At 68.7% G+C, this 18,180-nt stretch carries 22 protein-coding genes; 9 read left to right on the top strand and 13 right to left on the bottom strand.

Translation table 11 applies throughout. From position 1 onward, the window contains the following. The first annotated feature begins 94 nt into the window (after positions 1 to 94). Positions 95 to 1,585 carry a glycoside hydrolase family 15 protein gene (locus ACWD6N_RS19160; RefSeq protein WP_450005003.1) on the top strand — a complete coding sequence of 497 codons (1,491 nt, stop codon included), beginning with the start codon at positions 95 to 97 and terminating at the stop codon, positions 1,583 to 1,585. Positions 1,586 to 1,618: 33 nt separating this feature from the next. Here the strand turns inward: ACWD6N_RS19160 and ACWD6N_RS19155 are convergent, their stop codons facing one another. Continuing rightward, complete coding sequence (locus ACWD6N_RS19155) at positions 1,619 to 2,248, bottom strand: TetR/AcrR family transcriptional regulator (protein ID WP_449937818.1); 630 nt, start codon at positions 2,246 to 2,248, stop codon at positions 1,619 to 1,621. Between the two features lie 400 nt (positions 2,249 to 2,648). Here ACWD6N_RS19155 and ACWD6N_RS19150 point away from each other — a divergent pair, with 400 nt between their 5' ends. Next, positions 2,649 to 3,245: a TraR/DksA family transcriptional regulator gene (locus tag ACWD6N_RS19150; protein ID WP_354962956.1), complete on the top strand. Its 597-nt coding sequence runs from the start codon at positions 2,649 to 2,651 to the stop codon at positions 3,243 to 3,245. Positions 3,246 to 3,294: 49 nt separating this feature from the next. Here ACWD6N_RS19150 and ACWD6N_RS19145 read toward each other — a convergent pair whose 3' ends face one another. The 3 genes from ACWD6N_RS19145 to ACWD6N_RS19135 are packed head-to-tail and all read right to left on the bottom strand — an operon-like array spanning position 3,295 to position 4,655. Beyond that, the gene (locus tag ACWD6N_RS19145) at positions 3,295 to 3,537 is read right to left on the bottom strand and encodes a potassium transporter TrkA (protein ID WP_354962957.1); all 243 of its coding nucleotides are present in this window, start codon (positions 3,535 to 3,537) and stop codon (positions 3,295 to 3,297) included. 30 nt (positions 3,538 to 3,567) lie between these two features. Then, positions 3,568 to 4,392 carry a rod shape-determining protein gene (locus tag ACWD6N_RS19140; RefSeq protein WP_354962958.1) on the bottom strand — a complete coding sequence of 275 codons (825 nt, stop codon included), beginning with the start codon at positions 4,390 to 4,392 and terminating at the stop codon, positions 3,568 to 3,570. A 53-nt stretch (positions 4,393 to 4,445) separates the two neighbouring features. Beyond that, on the bottom strand, positions 4,446 to 4,655 hold the full coding sequence (locus ACWD6N_RS19135) for a hypothetical protein (RefSeq protein ID WP_354962959.1): 210 nt from the start codon (positions 4,653 to 4,655) through the stop codon (positions 4,446 to 4,448). A 133-nt stretch (positions 4,656 to 4,788) separates the two neighbouring features. Between ACWD6N_RS19135 and ACWD6N_RS19130 the strand changes: the two genes are divergently transcribed. Next, positions 4,789 to 5,079 (top strand): hypothetical protein, encoded by a 291-nt coding sequence (locus tag ACWD6N_RS19130; protein ID WP_354962960.1) that lies wholly within the window; start codon positions 4,789 to 4,791, stop codon positions 5,077 to 5,079. A gap of 51 nt (positions 5,080 to 5,130) precedes the next feature. Here ACWD6N_RS19130 and ACWD6N_RS19125 read toward each other — a convergent pair whose 3' ends face one another. Together ACWD6N_RS19125 and ACWD6N_RS19120 are read right to left on the bottom strand one after the other, a co-directional pair. After that, complete coding sequence (locus ACWD6N_RS19125) at positions 5,131 to 6,651, bottom strand: non-reducing end alpha-L-arabinofuranosidase family hydrolase (protein WP_354962961.1); 1,521 nt, start codon at positions 6,649 to 6,651, stop codon at positions 5,131 to 5,133. Between the two features lie 286 nt (positions 6,652 to 6,937). After that, complete coding sequence (locus ACWD6N_RS19120; RefSeq protein WP_450005002.1) at positions 6,938 to 7,840, bottom strand: MerR family transcriptional regulator; 903 nt, start codon at positions 7,838 to 7,840, stop codon at positions 6,938 to 6,940. A gap of 117 nt (positions 7,841 to 7,957) precedes the next feature. On the opposite strand from ACWD6N_RS19120, the gene eno reads away from it, so the two are divergent. Further along, on the top strand, positions 7,958 to 9,223 hold the full coding sequence (gene eno / locus ACWD6N_RS19115) for a phosphopyruvate hydratase (RefSeq protein WP_354962963.1): 1,266 nt from the start codon (positions 7,958 to 7,960) through the stop codon (positions 9,221 to 9,223). Positions 9,224 to 9,248: 25 nt separating this feature from the next. Here the strand turns inward: eno and ACWD6N_RS19110 are convergent, their stop codons facing one another. Continuing rightward, positions 9,249 to 9,515, bottom strand: coding sequence for a helix-turn-helix domain-containing protein (locus ACWD6N_RS19110; protein WP_089016955.1), 267 nt, complete (start codon positions 9,513 to 9,515; stop codon positions 9,249 to 9,251). Between the two features lie 103 nt (positions 9,516 to 9,618). Between ACWD6N_RS19110 and map the strand changes: the two genes are divergently transcribed. Beyond that, entirely contained in the window at positions 9,619 to 10,440 is an 822-nt protein-coding gene (gene map / locus ACWD6N_RS19105; protein WP_354962964.1) for a type I methionyl aminopeptidase, read from the top strand. Positions 10,441 to 10,546: 106 nt separating this feature from the next. After that, positions 10,547 to 11,002 carry an NUDIX hydrolase gene (locus tag ACWD6N_RS19100; RefSeq protein ID WP_354962965.1) on the top strand — a complete coding sequence of 152 codons (456 nt, stop codon included), beginning with the start codon at positions 10,547 to 10,549 and terminating at the stop codon, positions 11,000 to 11,002. A gap of 70 nt (positions 11,003 to 11,072) precedes the next feature. On the opposite strand, the gene ACWD6N_RS19095 is transcribed toward ACWD6N_RS19100, so the two are convergent. The 4 genes from ACWD6N_RS19095 to ACWD6N_RS19080 form a co-directional block, all read right to left on the bottom strand. After that, on the bottom strand, positions 11,073 to 12,008 hold the full coding sequence (locus ACWD6N_RS19095) for a hypothetical protein (protein ID WP_354962966.1): 936 nt from the start codon (positions 12,006 to 12,008) through the stop codon (positions 11,073 to 11,075). A gap of 268 nt (positions 12,009 to 12,276) precedes the next feature. Beyond that, on the bottom strand, positions 12,277 to 12,675 hold the full coding sequence (locus tag ACWD6N_RS19090) for a nuclear transport factor 2 family protein (protein ID WP_450005001.1): 399 nt from the start codon (positions 12,673 to 12,675) through the stop codon (positions 12,277 to 12,279). Between the two features lie 64 nt (positions 12,676 to 12,739). Then, positions 12,740 to 13,210, bottom strand: a complete 471-nt coding sequence (locus tag ACWD6N_RS19085; RefSeq protein WP_354962968.1) for a VTT domain-containing protein — start codon at positions 13,208 to 13,210, stop codon at positions 12,740 to 12,742. Continuing rightward, positions 13,207 to 13,800: a CDP-alcohol phosphatidyltransferase family protein gene (locus tag ACWD6N_RS19080; RefSeq protein WP_354962969.1), complete on the bottom strand. Its 594-nt coding sequence runs from the start codon at positions 13,798 to 13,800 to the stop codon at positions 13,207 to 13,209. Before ACWD6N_RS19080 ends, ACWD6N_RS19085 begins: the two co-directional genes overlap by 4 nt. Positions 13,801 to 13,817: 17 nt before the next feature. Here ACWD6N_RS19080 and ACWD6N_RS19075 point away from each other — a divergent pair, with 17 nt between their 5' ends. Both ACWD6N_RS19075 and ACWD6N_RS19070 read left to right on the top strand, forming a co-directional pair. Further along, positions 13,818 to 15,047: a sensor histidine kinase gene (locus ACWD6N_RS19075; RefSeq protein WP_354962970.1), complete on the top strand. Its 1,230-nt coding sequence runs from the start codon at positions 13,818 to 13,820 to the stop codon at positions 15,045 to 15,047. Then, complete coding sequence (locus tag ACWD6N_RS19070; RefSeq protein WP_354962971.1) at positions 15,044 to 15,691, top strand: response regulator transcription factor; 648 nt, start codon at positions 15,044 to 15,046, stop codon at positions 15,689 to 15,691. Before ACWD6N_RS19075 ends, ACWD6N_RS19070 begins: the two co-directional genes overlap by 4 nt. 136 nt (positions 15,692 to 15,827) lie before the next feature. Here the strand turns inward: ACWD6N_RS19070 and ACWD6N_RS19065 are convergent, their stop codons facing one another. Together ACWD6N_RS19065 and ACWD6N_RS19060 are read right to left on the bottom strand one after the other, a co-directional pair. Beyond that, a complete protein-coding gene (locus tag ACWD6N_RS19065; protein WP_354963299.1) occupies positions 15,828 to 16,175 on the bottom strand; it encodes an ArsR/SmtB family transcription factor in 348 nt (115 codons plus the stop codon). Between the two features lie 59 nt (positions 16,176 to 16,234). Further along, complete coding sequence (locus ACWD6N_RS19060; RefSeq protein ID WP_354962972.1) at positions 16,235 to 16,813, bottom strand: hypothetical protein; 579 nt, start codon at positions 16,811 to 16,813, stop codon at positions 16,235 to 16,237. A gap of 306 nt (positions 16,814 to 17,119) precedes the next feature. Between ACWD6N_RS19060 and ACWD6N_RS19055 the strand changes: the two genes are divergently transcribed. Then, positions 17,120 to 17,647 (top strand): hypothetical protein, encoded by a 528-nt coding sequence (locus ACWD6N_RS19055; protein WP_354962973.1) that lies wholly within the window; start codon positions 17,120 to 17,122, stop codon positions 17,645 to 17,647. The last annotated feature ends 533 nt before the right edge of the window (positions 17,648 to 18,180 follow it).

The raw sequence follows: 18,180 nt of genomic DNA, 5'->3' as shown, positions 1-18,180 counted from the left end.
CCCCGGCAGAATGGGCGCGACCGTCCGCGCCGCACTTCATCTCACGCACTTCGAGTACCGCTACCTACCCGAATCTTGTTGAGATCACTTCAGTATGCGGTTCCGCATCGAATGTCGACCTCGTTTCAACTACGGCCGCACCCACCACGATCTGGAGTTGCGGGCCGAGGGCGCCGCCTTCCGCAGCTCCGCAATGACACTCACCGTCAATGCGGTCCACCCGGTCGAGCGGTTCGTGGACGACTCCGACATCCACGACATCTGCAACGACCTGCTCATGTTCGCCACGTTGGGTCAGGGCGACACCGGCGGGATGGTTGTGGAGACCGCCTCCACCCACGGACCCCGCGCCATCCCCCCTGACGAGGTCGAGTCGATGTTCCAGCAGACCCACGACTACTGGCGCCGCTGGCTCGGCCGCTCCAGCTACAGTGGACGCTGGCGCGAGATGGTCGCGCGCTCCGCCATCACCCTCAAACTCATGACGTACGCACCCACCGGCGCCATGATCGCGGCCCCGACCGCCGCGCTACCGGAGAAGGTTGGCGGCACCCGGAACTGGGACTACCGCTACACCTGGATCCGCGATACCTCATTCTCGGTACACGCTCTCCTGGGGCTCGGGTTCACCGAGGAGGCCAGCCGGTACACGGAGTGGCTCGACGAGCCCGTCCACGAAGCCGGCGACAACGACGTCCCGCTGAAGATCATGTACCGCGTCGACGGTACGCCGGTTCCGCCTGACGAGATACTCGACACCTTCGAGGGTTACCGCGGCTCCGGCCCTGTCCGTGTCGGCAACAGCGCCACCGACCAGTTGCAGCTCGATATCCACGGTGAGGTGCTGTACGCGATGCACGTCGCCGACGAACAAGGCATCCGCGCCTCACACGAGGTCTGGCGCTGCACCGCCAAAGTCGTCGACTGGCTCTGCGACAACTGGAACCAGCCCGACGCCGGTATCTGGGAGAGCCGAGGGCACCCCCGCAACTACACCTACACCCGGATGATGTCCTGGGTGGCTTTCGACCGCGCCATCCGCCTCGCCGCACGACACGGCCGCCCCGGCAACACCATCCGCTGGGGCCAGCAACGAGACGCCATCTACAATCAGATCATGGGGTACGGCTACGACCCCAGTCGCCGTTCCTTCGTCCAGAGCTATGGGGAGTCCGTTCTCGACGCCGCGCTACTCACCATGCCGTCCGTCGGCTTGGTGACGCCGACCGATCCGATGTGGCAGTCCACACTCCGCGCGATCGAGGACGAACTGGTCTCCGACAGCCTTGTCTACCGATACGACCCGGCCGCCTCCCCCGACGGGCTACCCGGCGACGAAGGCACATTCAACATGTGCACCTTCTGGTACGTGGAAGCCCTCGCATGCGCCGGACGGCTTGACGACGCCCGCCTCGCCTTCGAGAAGATGCTGACCTTCAGTAGCCACCTGGGCCTCTACGCCGAAGAGATCGCTTCAAGCGGCGAGCAGACCGGCAACTTTCCCCAGGCGTTCAGCCACCTTTCCCTCATCAACACCGCGGCCGCCCTGGACCAACTCCTCGACCGCCAAAGAAAGCAGGCGTGACGGGGCGTCGCAGCTCACCCCACGCGAGGTCCGTCATCCTGTCCCGTGGACGTGCGGCGCCGGCCCCTCAAGTGAGGTTCGCCCGGGGGCGCGTATCCCGTCGAGCAGGATGGTGACGACTCGACGCCACCCGTCGGGTCCCGCGTCGACGCCGAGGCAGTGGTCGGTGTCCAACGCCGCCCGCGAGAAGATCAGGATGTCCTGCCAGGTCACGTCGTCACGTAGGGCACCTGCGGCGCGCGCCCGCTCGGTCAGCCGCGCGACAGCGTCCTGCAGTGCGGTGGTCCGCTGTGCGAGCTCGGGCGACGGCGGCCTTTCGCACGCCGCGGTGACCTCGGCCAGTCCGCGGCTGTCCCGGTGCGCTCCGGCCAACTCCATCACGAACTCCGCCAGGCCCTCCCATGGATCGGGGCGCTCCAGACAGACCTGCGCCGTGTCGCAGAGCTCGTCGTAGAGGCCGAGCACCGCGTGGTCGAGCAGCGCTTCCTTGGTGCCGAAGCGCCGGTACAGGGTGCCCACCCCCACGCCCGCCGCCGTCGCGATGTCCAGAGCCGAGACGTCGAGCCCGCGGGAGGCGATCGCCTCCCGCGTCGCCGCGATCAGCTGGCGTCGGTTGCGCCGGGCGTCCGCGCGGACGCCCTGCTCCGGGTCCAGGTCAGACATCCCCAGAACCTACCATAAACGGACGCGAATCGTCCGATTTGATGACCCACGCGCCGACCGGCCGGGGGCACGGTGCCGGTACGCGCTGGCTCAACGAGCCCCTGGTCACCGGGTGGTAGCCGGCACTCGCCCAAGGCCAAGATCAGCGAAATCCAGCCCATTGCCATCGTCGATGTCGTACGCCCATTTTCCGGCCCGCCCGGATTCGACGAACGGCGCGGCGAGTGGGTCGTGGTCATGCCCGTACGCCGCCGACTGGCTGAGACTTCCGAGGCCACGCCAGGTTTGTCCCAGGCGGCACGGCAACAAGATCACGCCGGTCCGATCACGGACTGCCCGCTGCGGTGATCATCTGTCGGACGGCGTTGGCTTTAGGGCAATATCGCCCTATGGTGGAGGCATGCCGCCGGTGACGTTCCGCTCGCCTGCCGTCACAGATGTGACGGCAGTCGGCGCTGTCCACGTGGCGACGGCGGCGCGCCGTATGGCCGGGATGCGAGTGCCGGTTGTCCGCACAACGCACATCGCGCCCACGTACAGGCTGTCGAGCCCGGCGCGAACCAACCGAGGCCCTCCCGCGGAATCGTTGCACCCAGAACGACCGCCAGGGCGAAGCTATTCAAGCTTCGGCCCTTTTTCTTTTTCCGTTCCTTTTGAAGGGCAGACCATGAGCGTCGATCATCGAACTGTCGACCAGCGTTGGCTGGCTGATCTGCGAGCGTCCCTGGCGGACGATTTCGCCACACAGACGGCTCGGCTGCGGGAACTGACCGAGCTCAACGCGGACACCGGCGACCCCAGCGAGGCCCACAACCAGGCCGCGCTGCTGGCGGCCACCCGCCGCAACATCGAACAGATCACGGGTGCGCTGAACCGGATCACCGACGGCACCTACGGTGCCTGCCAGAAGTGCAGCAAGAACATCCCGGCCGAGCGGCTCGAGGTTCTCCCGCACGCTCGCTTCTGCGTGCCGTGCCAGGAAAAGCACAACAGGTGACACCGGATGTGGCTGCCGTGCCGCACAGGTGGCACGGCAGCCACAGGTCCTACGCGCGAGACAGTTCCGCGACATCGACGACGTCGAGGATGCCCAGGAGCCCGGCGAGGGCTATGGCCTCGGATCGGGTCAGGGTGAGGCTGCAGGTGGCGTCGGGATCGTCGTGGGACTCGTAGACGAGATCGCGCCGGCCGCTTGAATGGTGCGTGACCACGCCGACGCGGCGGCCTTCGGCGGTGGTGAACATGCGGCGTAACCCGATACCGGGCAGCGGGGTCAGTTCGACATTCATGACGACTCCAGAAGCAAGCGGCGAAACGGCTCAGCGGGTCAACAGCAGGCGCAGGCCGGCGAGCGTGGCAAGGTGCGGTTCGGCGGGCATGGTCACGGTGCGGCCGGTCATGGCGGCCAGCCGGGCGGCGAGATCCGGATGAGTGGCACCGCCACCGGTGAGCAGCAACCGCCGGACCAGTTGCGGTCCGGCGTTCAGGCGTCGCACGCAAGCGGCGATCGCCGGGATCTGATCAACCGTGTTGGTCACGTCCGCGCGTTCGGCGGCCACGACCGTCCCGTCGGTGATGCGGGCGACCTCTGTACGCCCGTCGCCGATGTCCACGGCCAGCACGTCGTCGGAGTCGGGTCCGGGACGGCAGGCAAGCGCCGCCGCGAGTGGTTCCTCGACCACGGCGACCCGCCCGCCGGTTGCCCGACGTACCACCGCGATCAGGGTGTTCTTCTGCCGCGCCGTCGCGGTGGCCGGGACGCCGACCAGGACCGGGGATTCGTCATCGCTGGGCCGACCGGTGGCGGCGCTGAGCACCCGCAGCAGGTACACGCAGGCGAAGAAGTTGTCCACCACGCCGTCACGAACCGGCCAGGTGAGTTTCCCGGCGGTAGAGGCGACCGCATCCAGCGCGGCGTGACCGACGAGATGCCGTCCGGACGGTCCCGGCGCGATGACGGCCGGTGCGGTGACGACCGCACCGCGCGTCGGGCTCCAGAGCCGCACGGTCGACGTGCCCAGGTCGAGAGCGAGAGGATGCCGTACGCCCGGGCGGGCGTACGCGCCGGGGGTCAGCATGTGCACCGCCCCGGCATCTGGGTGGCGGGAGGTGTCGAGGGCGGAAGCGGGTATGCGGGAACGCACGAAGTGGGCATGATGCTCCCAGGCGGGGACCGGCGCGGGCCGGGGCGAGTGGGTCAGGCGAAGGCGCGCGCGTGGTGCGGCGGAGCACGATCCGCCGACCAGGCAGGCACGCAACCGGGGATCGCCCGCCGTGCGGAGCGGAACACGATGCACAGGCCGATCGACCGGGTGGCCGAGAGCACCATCACGAGGACGGCAAGCAGCAGCATCGTCGGCAGCGGCATCCGCTCGCCGACGCGCCGAGAAGTGCGCCGGTCCTGCATGCCGCAAACCATAGCCGTCGCCCAGCGTGTCGGCCACATTCGCACCATGTGACTGCCACGGCTCGGGCAGTCACCAGTGCACGCTCGTTCACTGGCATCGGCCCGGCTTTACAGCCTCTGCCACAGTCGTGGCATGGACAACCGGTTCCGTCGGCTGCCGCCGCGCATAGAACCTCTCTACGAGACACAGGACGTCTCCGGTCCACCACCGTTGCCGCATGTGGAGGAGACGAGTTGGTTGACGCCAGCCGGGGAGGTAGCGGGTTTCGAGCAGTTGAGCTCAGCCGTTGCCCGCGGCTCTGAGCGGACCGGCTCGGAACCGGTGCGGCAGCGACGGCGGGGCAGGGCGCTGGTGATCCTCTACATCGTTCTGGTTCTGGGGACAATCGCCGTGGGCTTCGTCCTGCGCGCCCGCGCCGATTGATGAGCACCCAGGGCAGCGGGCTCGGCTTCGCACCGAGCCCGCCCGTTCACCTCAGCGCTGCAGTGTCAGCAGGCCCGGCCGGTACGGTAGGAGGCCGTAGTCGCCGCCGGAGCTGGGGGATCGTCCCTGGTAGAGCAACTGCAGATTGCAGGGATCAACGGTCATGGTCTGATCGGCGTTGCCGCGAACCAGTTCACCGTGGCTGATGTCGTTGGTCCAGGTGGCGCCACTGTCGGCCTTGCCGGCGAAGGGGTTGCTCTCGGTCGCGGCCTGCGGTGTCCACGAACCGCCCAGGCTGGTGGCCGTGAACGAGCGGAAGTAGTGTCCCTGCGAGCCGATCGCCTCGACGAGCATGAGGTACCGGTTCTGGCCCTGAAGCTTGTAGACCTGAACGGCTTCGAACAGGTTGTTCGTCGTGTCGCTCATGATCACCGTTGACGTCGAGCCGAAACTGCCCGGGAAGTTTCCGATGGGCATGCTGGCCCGGTAGATCTTCCCGTTGTCCCCGGCGAAGAACAGGTACATGTTCGTGCTGTCACCGATCAGTGCCTGATCGATCGGTCCCGTACCCGAGCCGGAAATGCTTCCGGAGAAGAGCACCTGCTCCGACGACCACCCATTCGCATTGGTGGGGTCGCTCGACGTCCGGTAGGAGAAAGCGGTCCCACCCCACTGATAGGCAAGCACCCAGATGTTCCTCGGGGCGAAGTAGAAGAGCGTGGGCGCAACGGTGGAGAAGGACATCGTGTTCTGGCTGGCCGAGGCCATGTCGGACCAGTTGGTGAAGAGGCCGAAATTCATCGAACCCCACCTGGTCCCGGTGTCGTGCGTCGTCGCGTAGACCAGGTGCCGGCCGTTGTAGGGGGCGTAGGTGAAGTCCTTGAGCGAGACCCACCCCGACTTCGGGTTGGCCAGCGAGCCCGTCGAGGCCCAGCGGTACGTCGACGGCAGAGCGCACGTGCCCGGCGGCGGCGTGGTCGGGTTGCCCCCGCCGTCGACGCGGACGAGTTGCCACTGCTGGTTGTTGCCGTTCCAGTCGTCGTACTGCACGATGCTCCCGCCGTCGGCGGTCGAGGCGCCCTGCACCTCCACCACCTTGTTGCTGTTCCGGTTGATCAACCGGACGTAGCCACCGTCGGAGTCGGCCAACCGGAACTGCTGGTTGACCCCGTTACCGTCACTCCACTGCACGATGCTCGCACCGTTGGCGGTCGAGAAGTTGTAGACGTCCAGCACCTTGCCCGACAGCCGCGACCGCAACCGGTAGTAGCCACCACCGGAGTCCACGAACTGCCACTGCTGCTGATTGCCGTTGTTCCGCGCCCACTGCACGATCCGCGCACCGTCATTCGTGGCCAGGTTGTACACGTCCAACGCCTTGCCACTGTTGCGGTTGATCAACACGTACCAGGCGCTCGTGTCGACCGTCGCCGCGGCGGCGGGCGTCGACACCACCGCCGCGGCGGCACCACCGACCACCACCGCCAGCACGCCAGCGGCGACGACCCGTAGCAATGTTCCGCGCCGCCGCGACGGCGGCGCGGGAGATGAAGACCTACCAAGGGCAGACATGATCTTCCTCCAATGACCAGGAGCCGTACCGGTCTGCCGGGAGATTGGCGGACCGGGACGCGTGGCCGGGCGTAGACGTCGGAGGTGTCAGCGCTAACAAGACGTCGGCATGCCCTGGCGCACGCGATGATTCGAGGTCGACGAAGCAGGCTCGCCCGGTAAGCCGCAGGTGCCGTCGTCCCCAGACATCGACTGTGAGCGATAACATGCCATTGGTCAAGCCGCAATTTCCGGGACCAGCGTTGCTGATCAACGCCCCTGGTCGGGACGCGCCGATGGCTGCGCCTTACCGGACAGTCGGGCGCCGTTTGGTGAGCCACCGCATGACGTCCAGTGCGTGGGACGCGGGCTCCGGGATCGGGTGGAACACGTGCTCGACCACCTCGTCGGTGACGATCAGTGTCAGCCGCTCGTAGAGCGTCATATCGCCGGCCGTGAAGGTGGGCAGCCCGAGCTCGGCGGCCAGGGTCAGCCGCGGATCGGGTATCAGGGGGTACGGCAGGCGGAGCCGGTGCACCAGTTCACGCTGGTAGCCGGTTGACTGTGCGGACAGCCCGTAGACGCGCGCCACTCCAGCGCTGAGGATCTCCGTGTGGTGGTCGCGGAGCCAGGTGGCCTGCTCGGTGCCGCCCCGCGCGCCGGGGATCTCCAGCAGGCTCCTGGGCAGGTCGACACCCGGTCGCCCGCTGAGTGGATAGATGAATATGACGCTGCGTCCATGGCCGAGGGCGCCGAGATCGACCGGCCGACCGTCGGTGGCGTAGAAGCTCAGCGGCGGCAGAGGCGTGCCAACCAGGCCTGCGGGGTTGGCGCCAGCGGCCGGGCCACCGGTCACCACCTGACTCGCGGCTGCGTCGAGGCGCGCGTCGAGGGCGTCGCGCTGGGCGGTCAACTTGCCGATACGTTCCTGGACAGCGTCGACGGTGCTCCGATACGTCGCCAGTGCCGCCGCGCACACATCCGCGTCGTCAGACCCGTCGGTGATCGACTCGACGAACGGGCGGGTCTCCTCGACGGTGAGACCCAGCGCCATGAGCTCGCGAATCTGCGCGACCAGGCGTAGGGCGATCGGCTCGTAGTCGCGATAGCCGTTGCTCAGCCGCCGTGGCACGACCAGCCCGGCCGACTCGTAATACCGCAGGGCACGCACAGTCGTCCCAGTGCGGCGTGCCAGCTCACCCACTCGCATCCGACAACCCTAAACCCGCACCTCAAGGTGCAGGTCAAGGTGTTCATCGTCGCGGTGGCGGGACCGCATTTCTCTGTCAGTCTGGCCCCGTAGACAGGCGAGAACAGGGAGTACGTGATGACAGCTATCAGCCGGGTGATCGGTCGACAGGTCCTGGACAGCCGTGGCAACCCCACTGTCGAGGTGGATGTGGTCCTGGCGGACGGCTCGGCCGGCCGGGCCACCGTGCCGTCCGGCGCGTCGACCGGGGCGAACGAGGCGGTCGAACTGCGTGACGGCGACCCGGGACGTTTCCATGGCAAGGGCGTCAGCAACGCCGTCGCCGCGGTCACCGGGGAGATCGCCGAGGCGGTGCTCGGTCTCGATGCGGAGGACCAGGCGCTGGTCGACGAGACGATGATCGAGCTGGACGGCACGAAGGACAAGGGCCGTCTCGGCGCGAACGCCATTCTGGGCGTCTCCCTCGCCACGGCGAAGGCCGCGGCCCTTGCCCATCGCCAGCCGCTCTACCGCTACGTGGGTGGGGTAGGTGCCCGCCTGCTGCCGGTGCCGATGATGAACATCATCAATGGTGGGGCGCACGCCGACAACCCGCTCGACTTCCAGGAGTTCATGATCGCTCCGGTCGGTGCGGCGAACTTCTTCGAGGCCGTGCGGATGGGCTCCGAGGTGTTCCACACCCTGCGCCGATCCCTGGCCGCGGCCGGGCACAGCACCAACGTCGGCGACGAGGGCGGCTTCGCGCCGAACTTCGCGACCGCCGACGAGGCACTGCGGTTCGTGCTGCGCGCCATCGAGGACTCCGGCTACGAGCCTGGCCAGGACATCACCATCTGCCTGGACCCGGCCAGCTCGGAGTTCTACCGGGACGGCGTCTACGAGTACGCCGGCGAGGGCCGTACCCGGACCATGGAGGAGCACGTCGACTACCTCCTCGACCTGGTCTCCCGGTACCCGATCAGCTCGATCGAGGACCCGATGGCCGAGGACGACTTCGCCGGCTGGAAGCGGCTCACGGCCCTGGCCGGCGACCGGGTCCAACTGGTCGGCGACGACGTCTTCTGCACCGATGTCAATCGGCTGCGCGACGGCATCGAAGACGGTTACGCCAACGCGATCCTGGTCAAGGTCAACCAGATCGGCACCCTCACCGAAACCCTCGCGACGGTGGATGCCGCCCACAAGGCGGGCTACCGGGTGGTGATGTCGCACCGATCCGGCGAGACCGAGGACACCACGATCGCGGACCTGGCGGTGGGCGTCAGCTGCGGTCAGATCAAGACAGGTTCGCTGTCACGCTCGGACCGGACGGCGAAGTACAACCAGCTCATCCGCATCGAGGAAGAGCTCGGTGCCCGCGCGCTCTATCCGGGCCGCCGCTGAGGTGTGGGCTCAGCCGGACAGGTCCTCAGGACGCTTCGCGGACGCGCAGGTCGGCCAGCCACACCTCGGCCAGGTCGCTGAGCGCGACGCCGAGGACCTCGCTGAGGCAGACCACGGTGCCGAACGCGGGTGCCGGGAGCCGACCCACCTCGATCTTGCGCAGCGTCTCCGGCGAGATGCCGGCCGCCAGGGCCACCTCGACGAGGCTGCGGCCACCTCGCGCGACCCGAAGCGCCGCCCCGAGACGTTGCCCCGCTGCGATCTGTTCCGGTGTGAGCGGTGGGCGAACCATGTGAGCAGGATAGATCCGCCTTCTCGGACCGGCAACGCCGACCCGGCGGACACCCCCGACCAGCGTGGTATAAATATACCGCTACCGAGAGGAAGGGTTGGTCGTGATCGAGCTTAAGTCCCCGGAGGAGATCGGACGGATGGCCGTGGCCGGCCAGTTCGTCGGCGAGCTGCTGGCGGAGCTGCGTGAGGTCGCCGCCGTCGGGGTCAACCTGATGGACCTCGAGCACCACGCCCGCCGCCGGATCAAGGAGCGTGGCGCCGAGTCCTGCTACTGGGACTACACGCCGACGTTCGGCCGCGGACCGTTCCGCAACGTCCTGTGCCTCTCGGTCAACGACGCCGTGCTGCACGGCCTGCCGCACGACTACGCCCTGCGTGACGGTGACCTGCTGAGCATCGACATGGCGGTCGGGATCGACGGCTGGGTCGCCGACTCCGCACTGTCCGTCATCGTCGGCACCCCCTCTGCGGATGACCTGAAGCTGATCGAGGCCACCGAGGTCGCTCTGGAGGCCGCAATCGACGCCGCGCGGCCGGGCAACCAGCTCGGCGACATCTCCGCCGCCATCGGCGGAGTCGCCCGCCGCTACGGCTACCAGGTCAACACCGAATTCGGCGGGCACGGCATCGGCCGCACCATGCATGAGGACGCCCCACACGTGCCCAACAACGGCCGCCCCGGCCGGGGCATGAAGCTCAAGCCCGGCCTGACGATCGCGATCGAGCCGTGGTTCTGCCGCAGCACCGACAAGATCAAGTTTGATGAGGACGGGTGGACGATCCGGTCCGCGGACGGCTCGCGCACGGCCCACTCCGAGCACACCATCGCGATCACCGAGGCCGGCCCCCGGGTGCTCACCCGCCGCCCCGGGCACGCCACAGGCACGGGCAACCGCAGCGGGCAGTCGGTCGCGACGTCCTGACGGGCGCCGCATGCGGAGTGCCTGCACCGCTGGCTCAAGCTCGCCGCCGACGAGCCGGTCGACGGGCGCTAGGGTCTGGGCGGGAGGTCCGAGGATGAGTTTTCGGTTGGCGGCGTACGCCGTGTGCATCGAGGACGAACGGGTACTGCTCGCCCGTTACGTGCCACCGACGGGAGACACGCACTGGACCCTCCCCGGCGGCATGGTCGAGCACGCGGAGGATCCGTTCGACGCGGTGATCCGTGAGGTCGCCGAGGAGACCGGCTGCGACGCGGTGGTCGAACGCCTGCTGGGTGTGGACTCGAGAGTGATTCCCGCTGCCGAGGCGCGGTTAGGGACCGAGCACCAGAATGTCGGCATCTTCTACCGAGTCCGTATCACCGGTGGCGCCCTCCGGCCCGAGCCGAACGGCGAAACCGCCGAATCGATCTGGACTCCGATCCACGACGTAGCTCGCCTACGCCGATCGTCGCTTGTCGACGTTGGTCTCGCACTGGCGCAGACCCTTCCGGTATCCGGCCACGTCGCCTCCGTCCCGGTCGGCGGTCTCGTTCAGCACTGAGGCCCGGCCGTGCCGACGCTCCCCCGCTGAAGGGGCCGCCATCCCCTGGTGCTGGCCCGAGTAGAACCGGTCACCGGCCGCAGGCCCCGCACGCACCGCGGGTGCGCAGGTGGTAGTCGCTTGACGCCGCGAGGAGTCCGAGCCCCAGGATGCAGTACGCCGACATCGCCACCCAGAGGAACGTGTCGGAGAACTGGCTGATCGACCCTGACGTCAACTGCAACAGCCCCATACCGAAGTAGGCCACAAGGCCCGCCCCGAGCCCGAAGCCGGGCACCAGCAGCAGCAGACGAGGGATCGTGCGGCCGGCGAGCAGCGGCACCCACCCCGGCCAGATCTCGCCCCAGCGGTGTACCAGTGCCAGCGGCAGCAGCACTCCGGCCAGCAACAGGCCGATCTCCAGCCCGATCACGGAGGCGTCGTGCGTGAGTCCGTCGAATCCCACCACGACCTGGGCCGCGAAGCGGGTGACGAGGCCGGCGACTGCGGCGTACGCGGCCCAGCGCGCCCACCGCGCGGGTGCTGAGCGCCGCGGGCCCGGTCGGACCGTCCGGCAGCAGTCCGGACAGTCGCCCCGGGTACGCCGCTGATAGCGAGCGGTGGCCAGACCGAGCAGAACCGCTCCGGTGACACAACCGAGCCGGCTGGCGAACGCCACCGGGTCGAAGTACGGGCCGACCGTGAACAGCAGGAAGCCCACCAACTCCGGCAGCAGAATCGCGGCTGCCGCGACCAGTGCCCCCGCGACCGTCCAGGCGGCTCCCGCAAGCGCCGGCCGCCATGTCGCCGCCCGGTCCAGAGCAACCGCCAGGACGCCCGCGGCCACGCACAACGCCACTGACCGCCAGCCGGTGAAACCGACCAGGTCCGACCCGAACTGCCCGAACTCCGGAGCCTCGCCCACGGTCCACGCCAGACGTACGCCCCCGTATGCCACGGCCCAGCCGAGCACTGCGTACGTCAGGCCGTGGCCGCTCCTGCGAGCGGTCGATGCCGATGTGTTCATGCACCCGATCCTCCCGGCGCCCGGGCGCGGGCGGCCCCCGCCGGCAGGGGAAGGCACTCCCTCGCAGGAGGGACCAGCGAGCATGCCGCCGGACGCGCGTACCCCGGTGCCTCGGCGTCCTGGCCACTCACCGTCTGGAGGACGTTGCGTGACGCCCGAGGGGTCCGGCAGCAAAAGCGTTAATGCCCGTCACGTGTCCCGGTCGCGCATGTCGTCATGTGGCCCGATCTCCCCGCACCGGCGTCGTCGTGCCCCCTCCGACGAGTGCCTACGACTGGCCGGCGGTGGCCTCACGCTGGATCTGCTCGAATTGGGCGGCTATCGCGGCGGCCAGGGCCTGTGCGGCGGACAGCGGACGAACCATGACCGTGAACTCATCGATCAGGCCGCTGTCGTCCAGGTGCAGGAAGTCGCAGCCCTCGACGGCGACGTCGCCCATCCGCGCCTCGAACACCAGCGCGTGATCGCGACCGCCGTCGCCGCTCAGCTCACGGACGTACCGGAAGTCCTCGAACACCCGCAGCACGCCGCGCAGGATCGCCGCGGTGATCGCCTTGCCCGGATAGGGCTTGAACGCCACCGGGCTGCGAAACACCACGTTGTCGGCCAGGGCCGCCGCGACGGCGTCGAGGTCGCGTGCTTCAACCGCCGCGCGAAAGTCGATCACCGCGCCAGGGTACGGGGTTTTGCTCCCGCCGCCGGACGCCAGTACTCGTCGAGTCAAGCGGGGGTTAGGCCAGCGCCGCTGGCAGGGCGAGGAGGGCGAAACGGATCACCCGGCCGAGCAGGCACGCGACGGCGAACTCCCAGCGTCGAAGGCCTGCGGTGCCGGCGGCGAGGCTGACTACGGCCAACGGTGGAACCCCGACCGTGGCGGAGACGAGCACCGTCGGAACGGCGGTGCGGCGGCGGGAGAGCCAGCGCCGGATCCGCCCGGCCCAACGAGCGGCCCGGGCCGCCGCGCGACCTGATCGGCTCCGGTGCGCGAGCTTCTGGGCCAGCCGCCCCGTTCCGTGACGCGCAGCTTCGAACAGGAGCAGTTTGCCGGCGGTTTGCCCGAGCCCCAGAGCGAGTACGGCGACCAGAGCGTGGCCGCCACGTTGCCCGGCGACCACGGCGTACGCCTCGGCGTTGACGACCGGGACGAGCGCCGAGGCGAGACCGTACCCGAGCGCCACCGCCACCTCGGCGAGGCTGCTCACGCCCGGCCGTCCCGTTCGAGCAGGCGGACCACCGCTGCGGCTGACCACAGCTTGACCGCGACGACGGCGACGGCGACGGCCAGCGCCAGCCGGTGCTGCCCGAACGCGACGGCGCCGACAACCCCGGCGGTGTTGGCGGCCTTGGCCAGGGGTGACCAGTTCAACGCCCATACCCGCCGGTCAACCAGATAGAAGTAGTTGGGGCTGATCACGGGCCAGCACAGGAACGCCAGCGACAGCATGGTGTCCAGCACCAGGAACGAGAGCAGAAACACCAGGGCCACGACCGCGACATCGGGTACGAGTGAGACCAGACCTACGCAGAGCACCGCGGTGCACGCGCGGTCGCTCACGATATCGAGGACGGCCCCCGCCCGGGTCTCCTGTCCGAGCCGGCGGGCGGCCCAGCCGTCGAGCACGTCGCCGAGCCAGTAAATTCCGTACGCCACCGCCAGCAGTACCACTGAGCCGGCGACGAGGGCGGCGACACCGACGGTGACAGCGGCGACCGTGCGGATGACGGTGATGTAGTTGGGAACCGTACGAAGAGGGCCGACGTTGATGGCGGTGCGGGAGTCAACAAGAGTCACCCCTGCAGCGTCGTGCTGTGAGCGTTCCGGGCGGAACGTGCCGCGGTGCCGATCTGGTCGCGGGGGTGGCACCGGGGTGCCGGCCGATCTGGTACCTGGGTACCTGGCCGGTTAACGCGCTGGTCGCAGAGACTGTGCAGGTGATGACTGGTATCCGGGAATGGTTGCGCGACCCCGAGCGAGTGCGCCGGCTCGCTTACGGAGTGGCGGGCTTGATCGTCGCCGTCGTCGTCACGACCGTCGAGGGGGGCCTGTCCGTGCCGGCGGGCTGGGCGTGGCTGGTACTGCCCGTCGGCCTCGTGGCCATGACGCTGCGGCCCCGCTACCGGGCCCTGGTCTTCGCGGTCTCCGCCGGGTTCGTGGCGATGGTGAGCACCGGAGAGTCGGTGCAGTTGGGCCTCGCGGCCGCCGGCCTCGTGTTCGTCTCGATCTGCGAAGACCCGGCCCGACGCCCGTGGCTGGGGTGGGTGGGTGGCTTGATCGGCGCGGTCGGCGCCCTCGCTACCGCGCTGATCAACCAGCGGGGGCTGTACGAGCAGCCGTTCGTCTTCGTGGCGGCCGGCTACCTCCTGGCGACCCTGTTGCGGTCGTGGTCACGCGGCTACGCCCTCGCTCAGGAGACAGGCGAGCTGCGCGGCCAGGCGGCCTGGCTCGAGCAGCGCACAAACCTGGCCCGCGAGCTGCATGACGTGGTCGGCCACCACGTCACCGCGATGGTGGTTCAGGCCGAGGCGGGGCAGCTCAGCGACGACCCCGGGGCGGCGCTGCAGGCGATCGCGGGCAGCGGACGCACCGCACTGAGTGAGCTCGATACGCTCGTCGTGCACCTGCGCGATCCGAACGCGGCGATCGCGGTGACCGCGCCGCCACGCCTGTCCGACATCGACGAGCTGCTCGCGCAGCCGCTGCGCCAGCAGGGCGTGACGGTGCAGGTACGCTTGGACGCTGAGCCCGGCCTGGACGAGATCGGCGTGTTGACCGCCTACCGGATCGCCCAAGAGGCCCTCACCAATATCGCCCGCCACGCGAAAGCCACGGCCGCCTGGGTCGAACTGGTCCGCGTCGGCGACCACGTCCGTCTGCGGGTCAGCGACGACGGCATCGGGCCACCCCATGCACCCACGCGCGGCTCGGGCCTGCTCGGCATCGAGGAGCGCGTGCGCGCACGCGGTGGGAGCTGGGAGCTGAGCCAACGCTCCGGCGGCGGCACCCTGATGCAGGCCAACCTGCCGGTGGCGACACCGTGATCCGTGTCGCGATTGCCGACGACCAGCAGCTGGTCCGCGACGGCTTCAGCCTGATCCTGCGTTCCCAACCCGACATCCACGTCGCAGCTGAGGCTGCCGACGGCCGGCAGTTGCTCGAAGCCGTGCGTCACGACTCCCGCATCGACGTCGCCCTCGTCGACATCCGCATGCCGGTGCTCGACGGCCTGCAGGCCACCCGCGAACTGGCCGCGATCCCGCACGCCCCGGCCGTAATCGTCGTAACCACCTTCGACGACGACGCCTACGTCCTGGACGCCATCGCCTCCGGCGCGCGCGGGTTCCTGCTCAAGCGGTGCAGCGCCCGCGACCTGATCGCCGCGGTGCGCACCGTCGCGGCCGGCGAGGCGATCCTCTCCGCCGAGGTCACCGGCGCCGTACTCGACCGGGTACGCGCGACCGGGCCGGCCACCCGCGTGGAACTGGCCGCCTACCAGCTGACCGCTCGGGAGACCGACGTGCTCGCCTTGATCGGTGCCGGGCTCAACAACAACGAGATCGCGGAACGCCTCTACCTATCCATGAGCACCGTCAAGACCCACGTCACCAACGTGCTGGCCAAGACCGGCAGCCGCGACCGCGTACGCGCCGCCATCCTGGCGATCCAGGCCGGCCTCGCACCTTGACAAGAACCAGCAGCGGTCTCGCTCGGCGTATCCAATCGCATGCTGACATGTCGGTTGTCCGCTGACATCGACCAGGTTAATCCGGAGCCCGGCCTGGAGCGCCCGCGTCCGGTGGAGTGACGCCCGATCTACCGGGTCATCCGGCGCTTAGCAGCGCCAGGCCCAGCGGGGTGAGCGTGTGGTGCACGGCGTTGCGGTCGCGGGCACTGGTGACCAGACCCGAGGAGCGCAGCACGGCCAGGTGCCTGCTCGCCGACGGGACGCTGATGTCGAGCCGGTGGGCGATCTCCGACGTGGTCCCGCCTTCGGCGGTCAGCACCAGGATGGCGGCCCGGGTATCGCCCACCAGCGCCGACAGGGATCCGGCCGCAGCCGCCGTCGACACCACCCGGGCGTGTGGATGGATGGAATAGATCAACACCGGTGGCAGCAGCGGATCGGCGAGCACCATCGGCTTGTCGTGCCGCTTGAAGTAGCAGGGCACGAGCAGCAACCCCCTACCGTCCAGGTGGAGGTCACGCTCGGCGATGTAGTCGGTGATCGTCAGGACGCCGCCGTCGAACCTGGCGGTCCGGTGCAGGTCGTTGAGCAGCGCCGACAGGCCTGGTTCAGCAGCCGTCGGGACCGCAACGCCCGGTCGGCGTCGAACGCGGAGCGGATCACGTTCCACAGGGGCAGGATCGCGAGCCGGTAGTAGAGCTGAAGGCCGGCCCCGAGCTGGCGCAGGGCGGTCACGTCGCCGGCCGCCAGATCCGCGACGGCCGACGAGAGCCGGACCCCCGTCGACCGGAGCGTCGCCAGGTCGATGGCGAGTCTGGCCTTGGGCGTGCGCAGCAGGGCGTCCAGTCCCGGCTCGAACCCGCCGGCCGCCTCGGTCGGGGTGAGGAAGTCCGGGAAGTAGCCCACCGGCGGGTTGATCGACAAGGGCAACGCAACCTCGGCCCGGTGTCCGTGGCGCTGATGCAGCAACCCGCACGTTCGTTGCCGCCACACGGCCAGCAGCGGATCCTGGCACCGGAGCCGCAGCCAGTGCATGCTGAGCATGCTTTCCCACAGCGGATCAGGCGTACAGGCGATCCGGGTGCGGACGAGGTCCGCAGCGGTGAAGTGAATCCGAAGCATGACGGTCCCCCGGTCGACTGGACGTGCGTCCAGTCTGACGGCCGGCCAGCCGTCACGATTCCGCCGACCGGATCGACTGGGATGGTGCCCCAAGACTCTCTTCAGCGCGGGCTTCAGCGCCTCGTCGGCATCGCGCCTGGCTGCCTCATACCGGCTGCAACTAAGACGGAAGTCAATGCTTGGGTATCAACCCAAACAAGGTCGACAACTTGCCGCTTGACCAGAACTTCGGATGCCTGACCGGTGAGTTTGCGCTACAGCGCAACGAGATCGACAGGACCGGGACGGTCCGTCCATGATCGCGCGATGAAGAGAATTTTGCGCAAGGCCGGCATCGCGGCGGTCATCGCAACGGTGGTGGCCCTCCTTGCCCCGTCGACCGCGTTCGCCGTGTCGAACCTGCCCAACAACAGCGCGCTGCGGCACTATTCGGGCTACAAGGGCACGGGGAACGTGCCCGTGCCCATGTATAACTCCAGCAACCAGAAGATCGGCGAATACCAGCTCTTTGTCGAGTACTGGTACACCCCGGGGGACGGTACGTACAACGTCGAGGTGACGGCCTGCGTCTGGGACAGGCTCGCCAACGGGCGGGGCGTGATCGCCCGCGTCCTGTTGAAGTACGGTTCGAACTCCAGCGAAGAGGTCAGCAAGTTCAAGGCCTCCGGCGGGTGCACTCATCAGACGGTGTACGACGACGCCCCGGCGCCGGTCTGGGCCGTCGATGTCGACTTCGGCGAGGACTGGGCCGGTGTGCCCTACAGGTACGCCGGGAACTACGACCGGTACACGTCGGAGAAACTGCCGTACTGGCCGTACTTCGGCACCAGCTAACCGAACCAGGAGAAGCACCCGCGCCGGCGGTGACAGCGCAAAACACTGTCACCGCCGGCGTTGTTCATACCCCGATGGTCTCGCTGCCTGCCCCAATCTGAGGGGGCACAGGCCGGACTCCGGGGTCAACGCGCTCCGGCGCTCCCGTGGCATCCGCACCACCGACTGATAGCGGACGTACGAGGGTGCATCTTTGCTTCCGACCACCAGCGGCCGGCCGAGCGACACACGGTTCAGGAGGCGGTAGCGCTCATCGCCCAAGCGCTCCTTCTATCGGCGGTGCAGCACGTAGCCGCGCCCCTCGTTGCTCGGGGTCACGCAGGTTTTGAACATGCACTGCCGGACGGACCGGGCTACTCCTCCGGGACGCGCGGCCCAACCTCGCCCCGCTTCAGGTGCTCCGCGTTGCGGTCGGCTTCACTTTCGGCGTGCGCCGCCCCGGAGCCCGGGTCGGTCGTTCGGCGTCCCTCGGCGTCCTGATACACCTCGCCGGTCTCGAGGGCTCTCTCCTGCTGACTCTGCTCAGGGCTGGT

It is taken from the genome of Micromonospora sp. NPDC005163 (assembly GCF_053599835.1).
The sequence above is the reverse complement of the archived record's forward strand: the minus strand, read 5'-3'. Positions and strand labels throughout refer to the sequence as shown.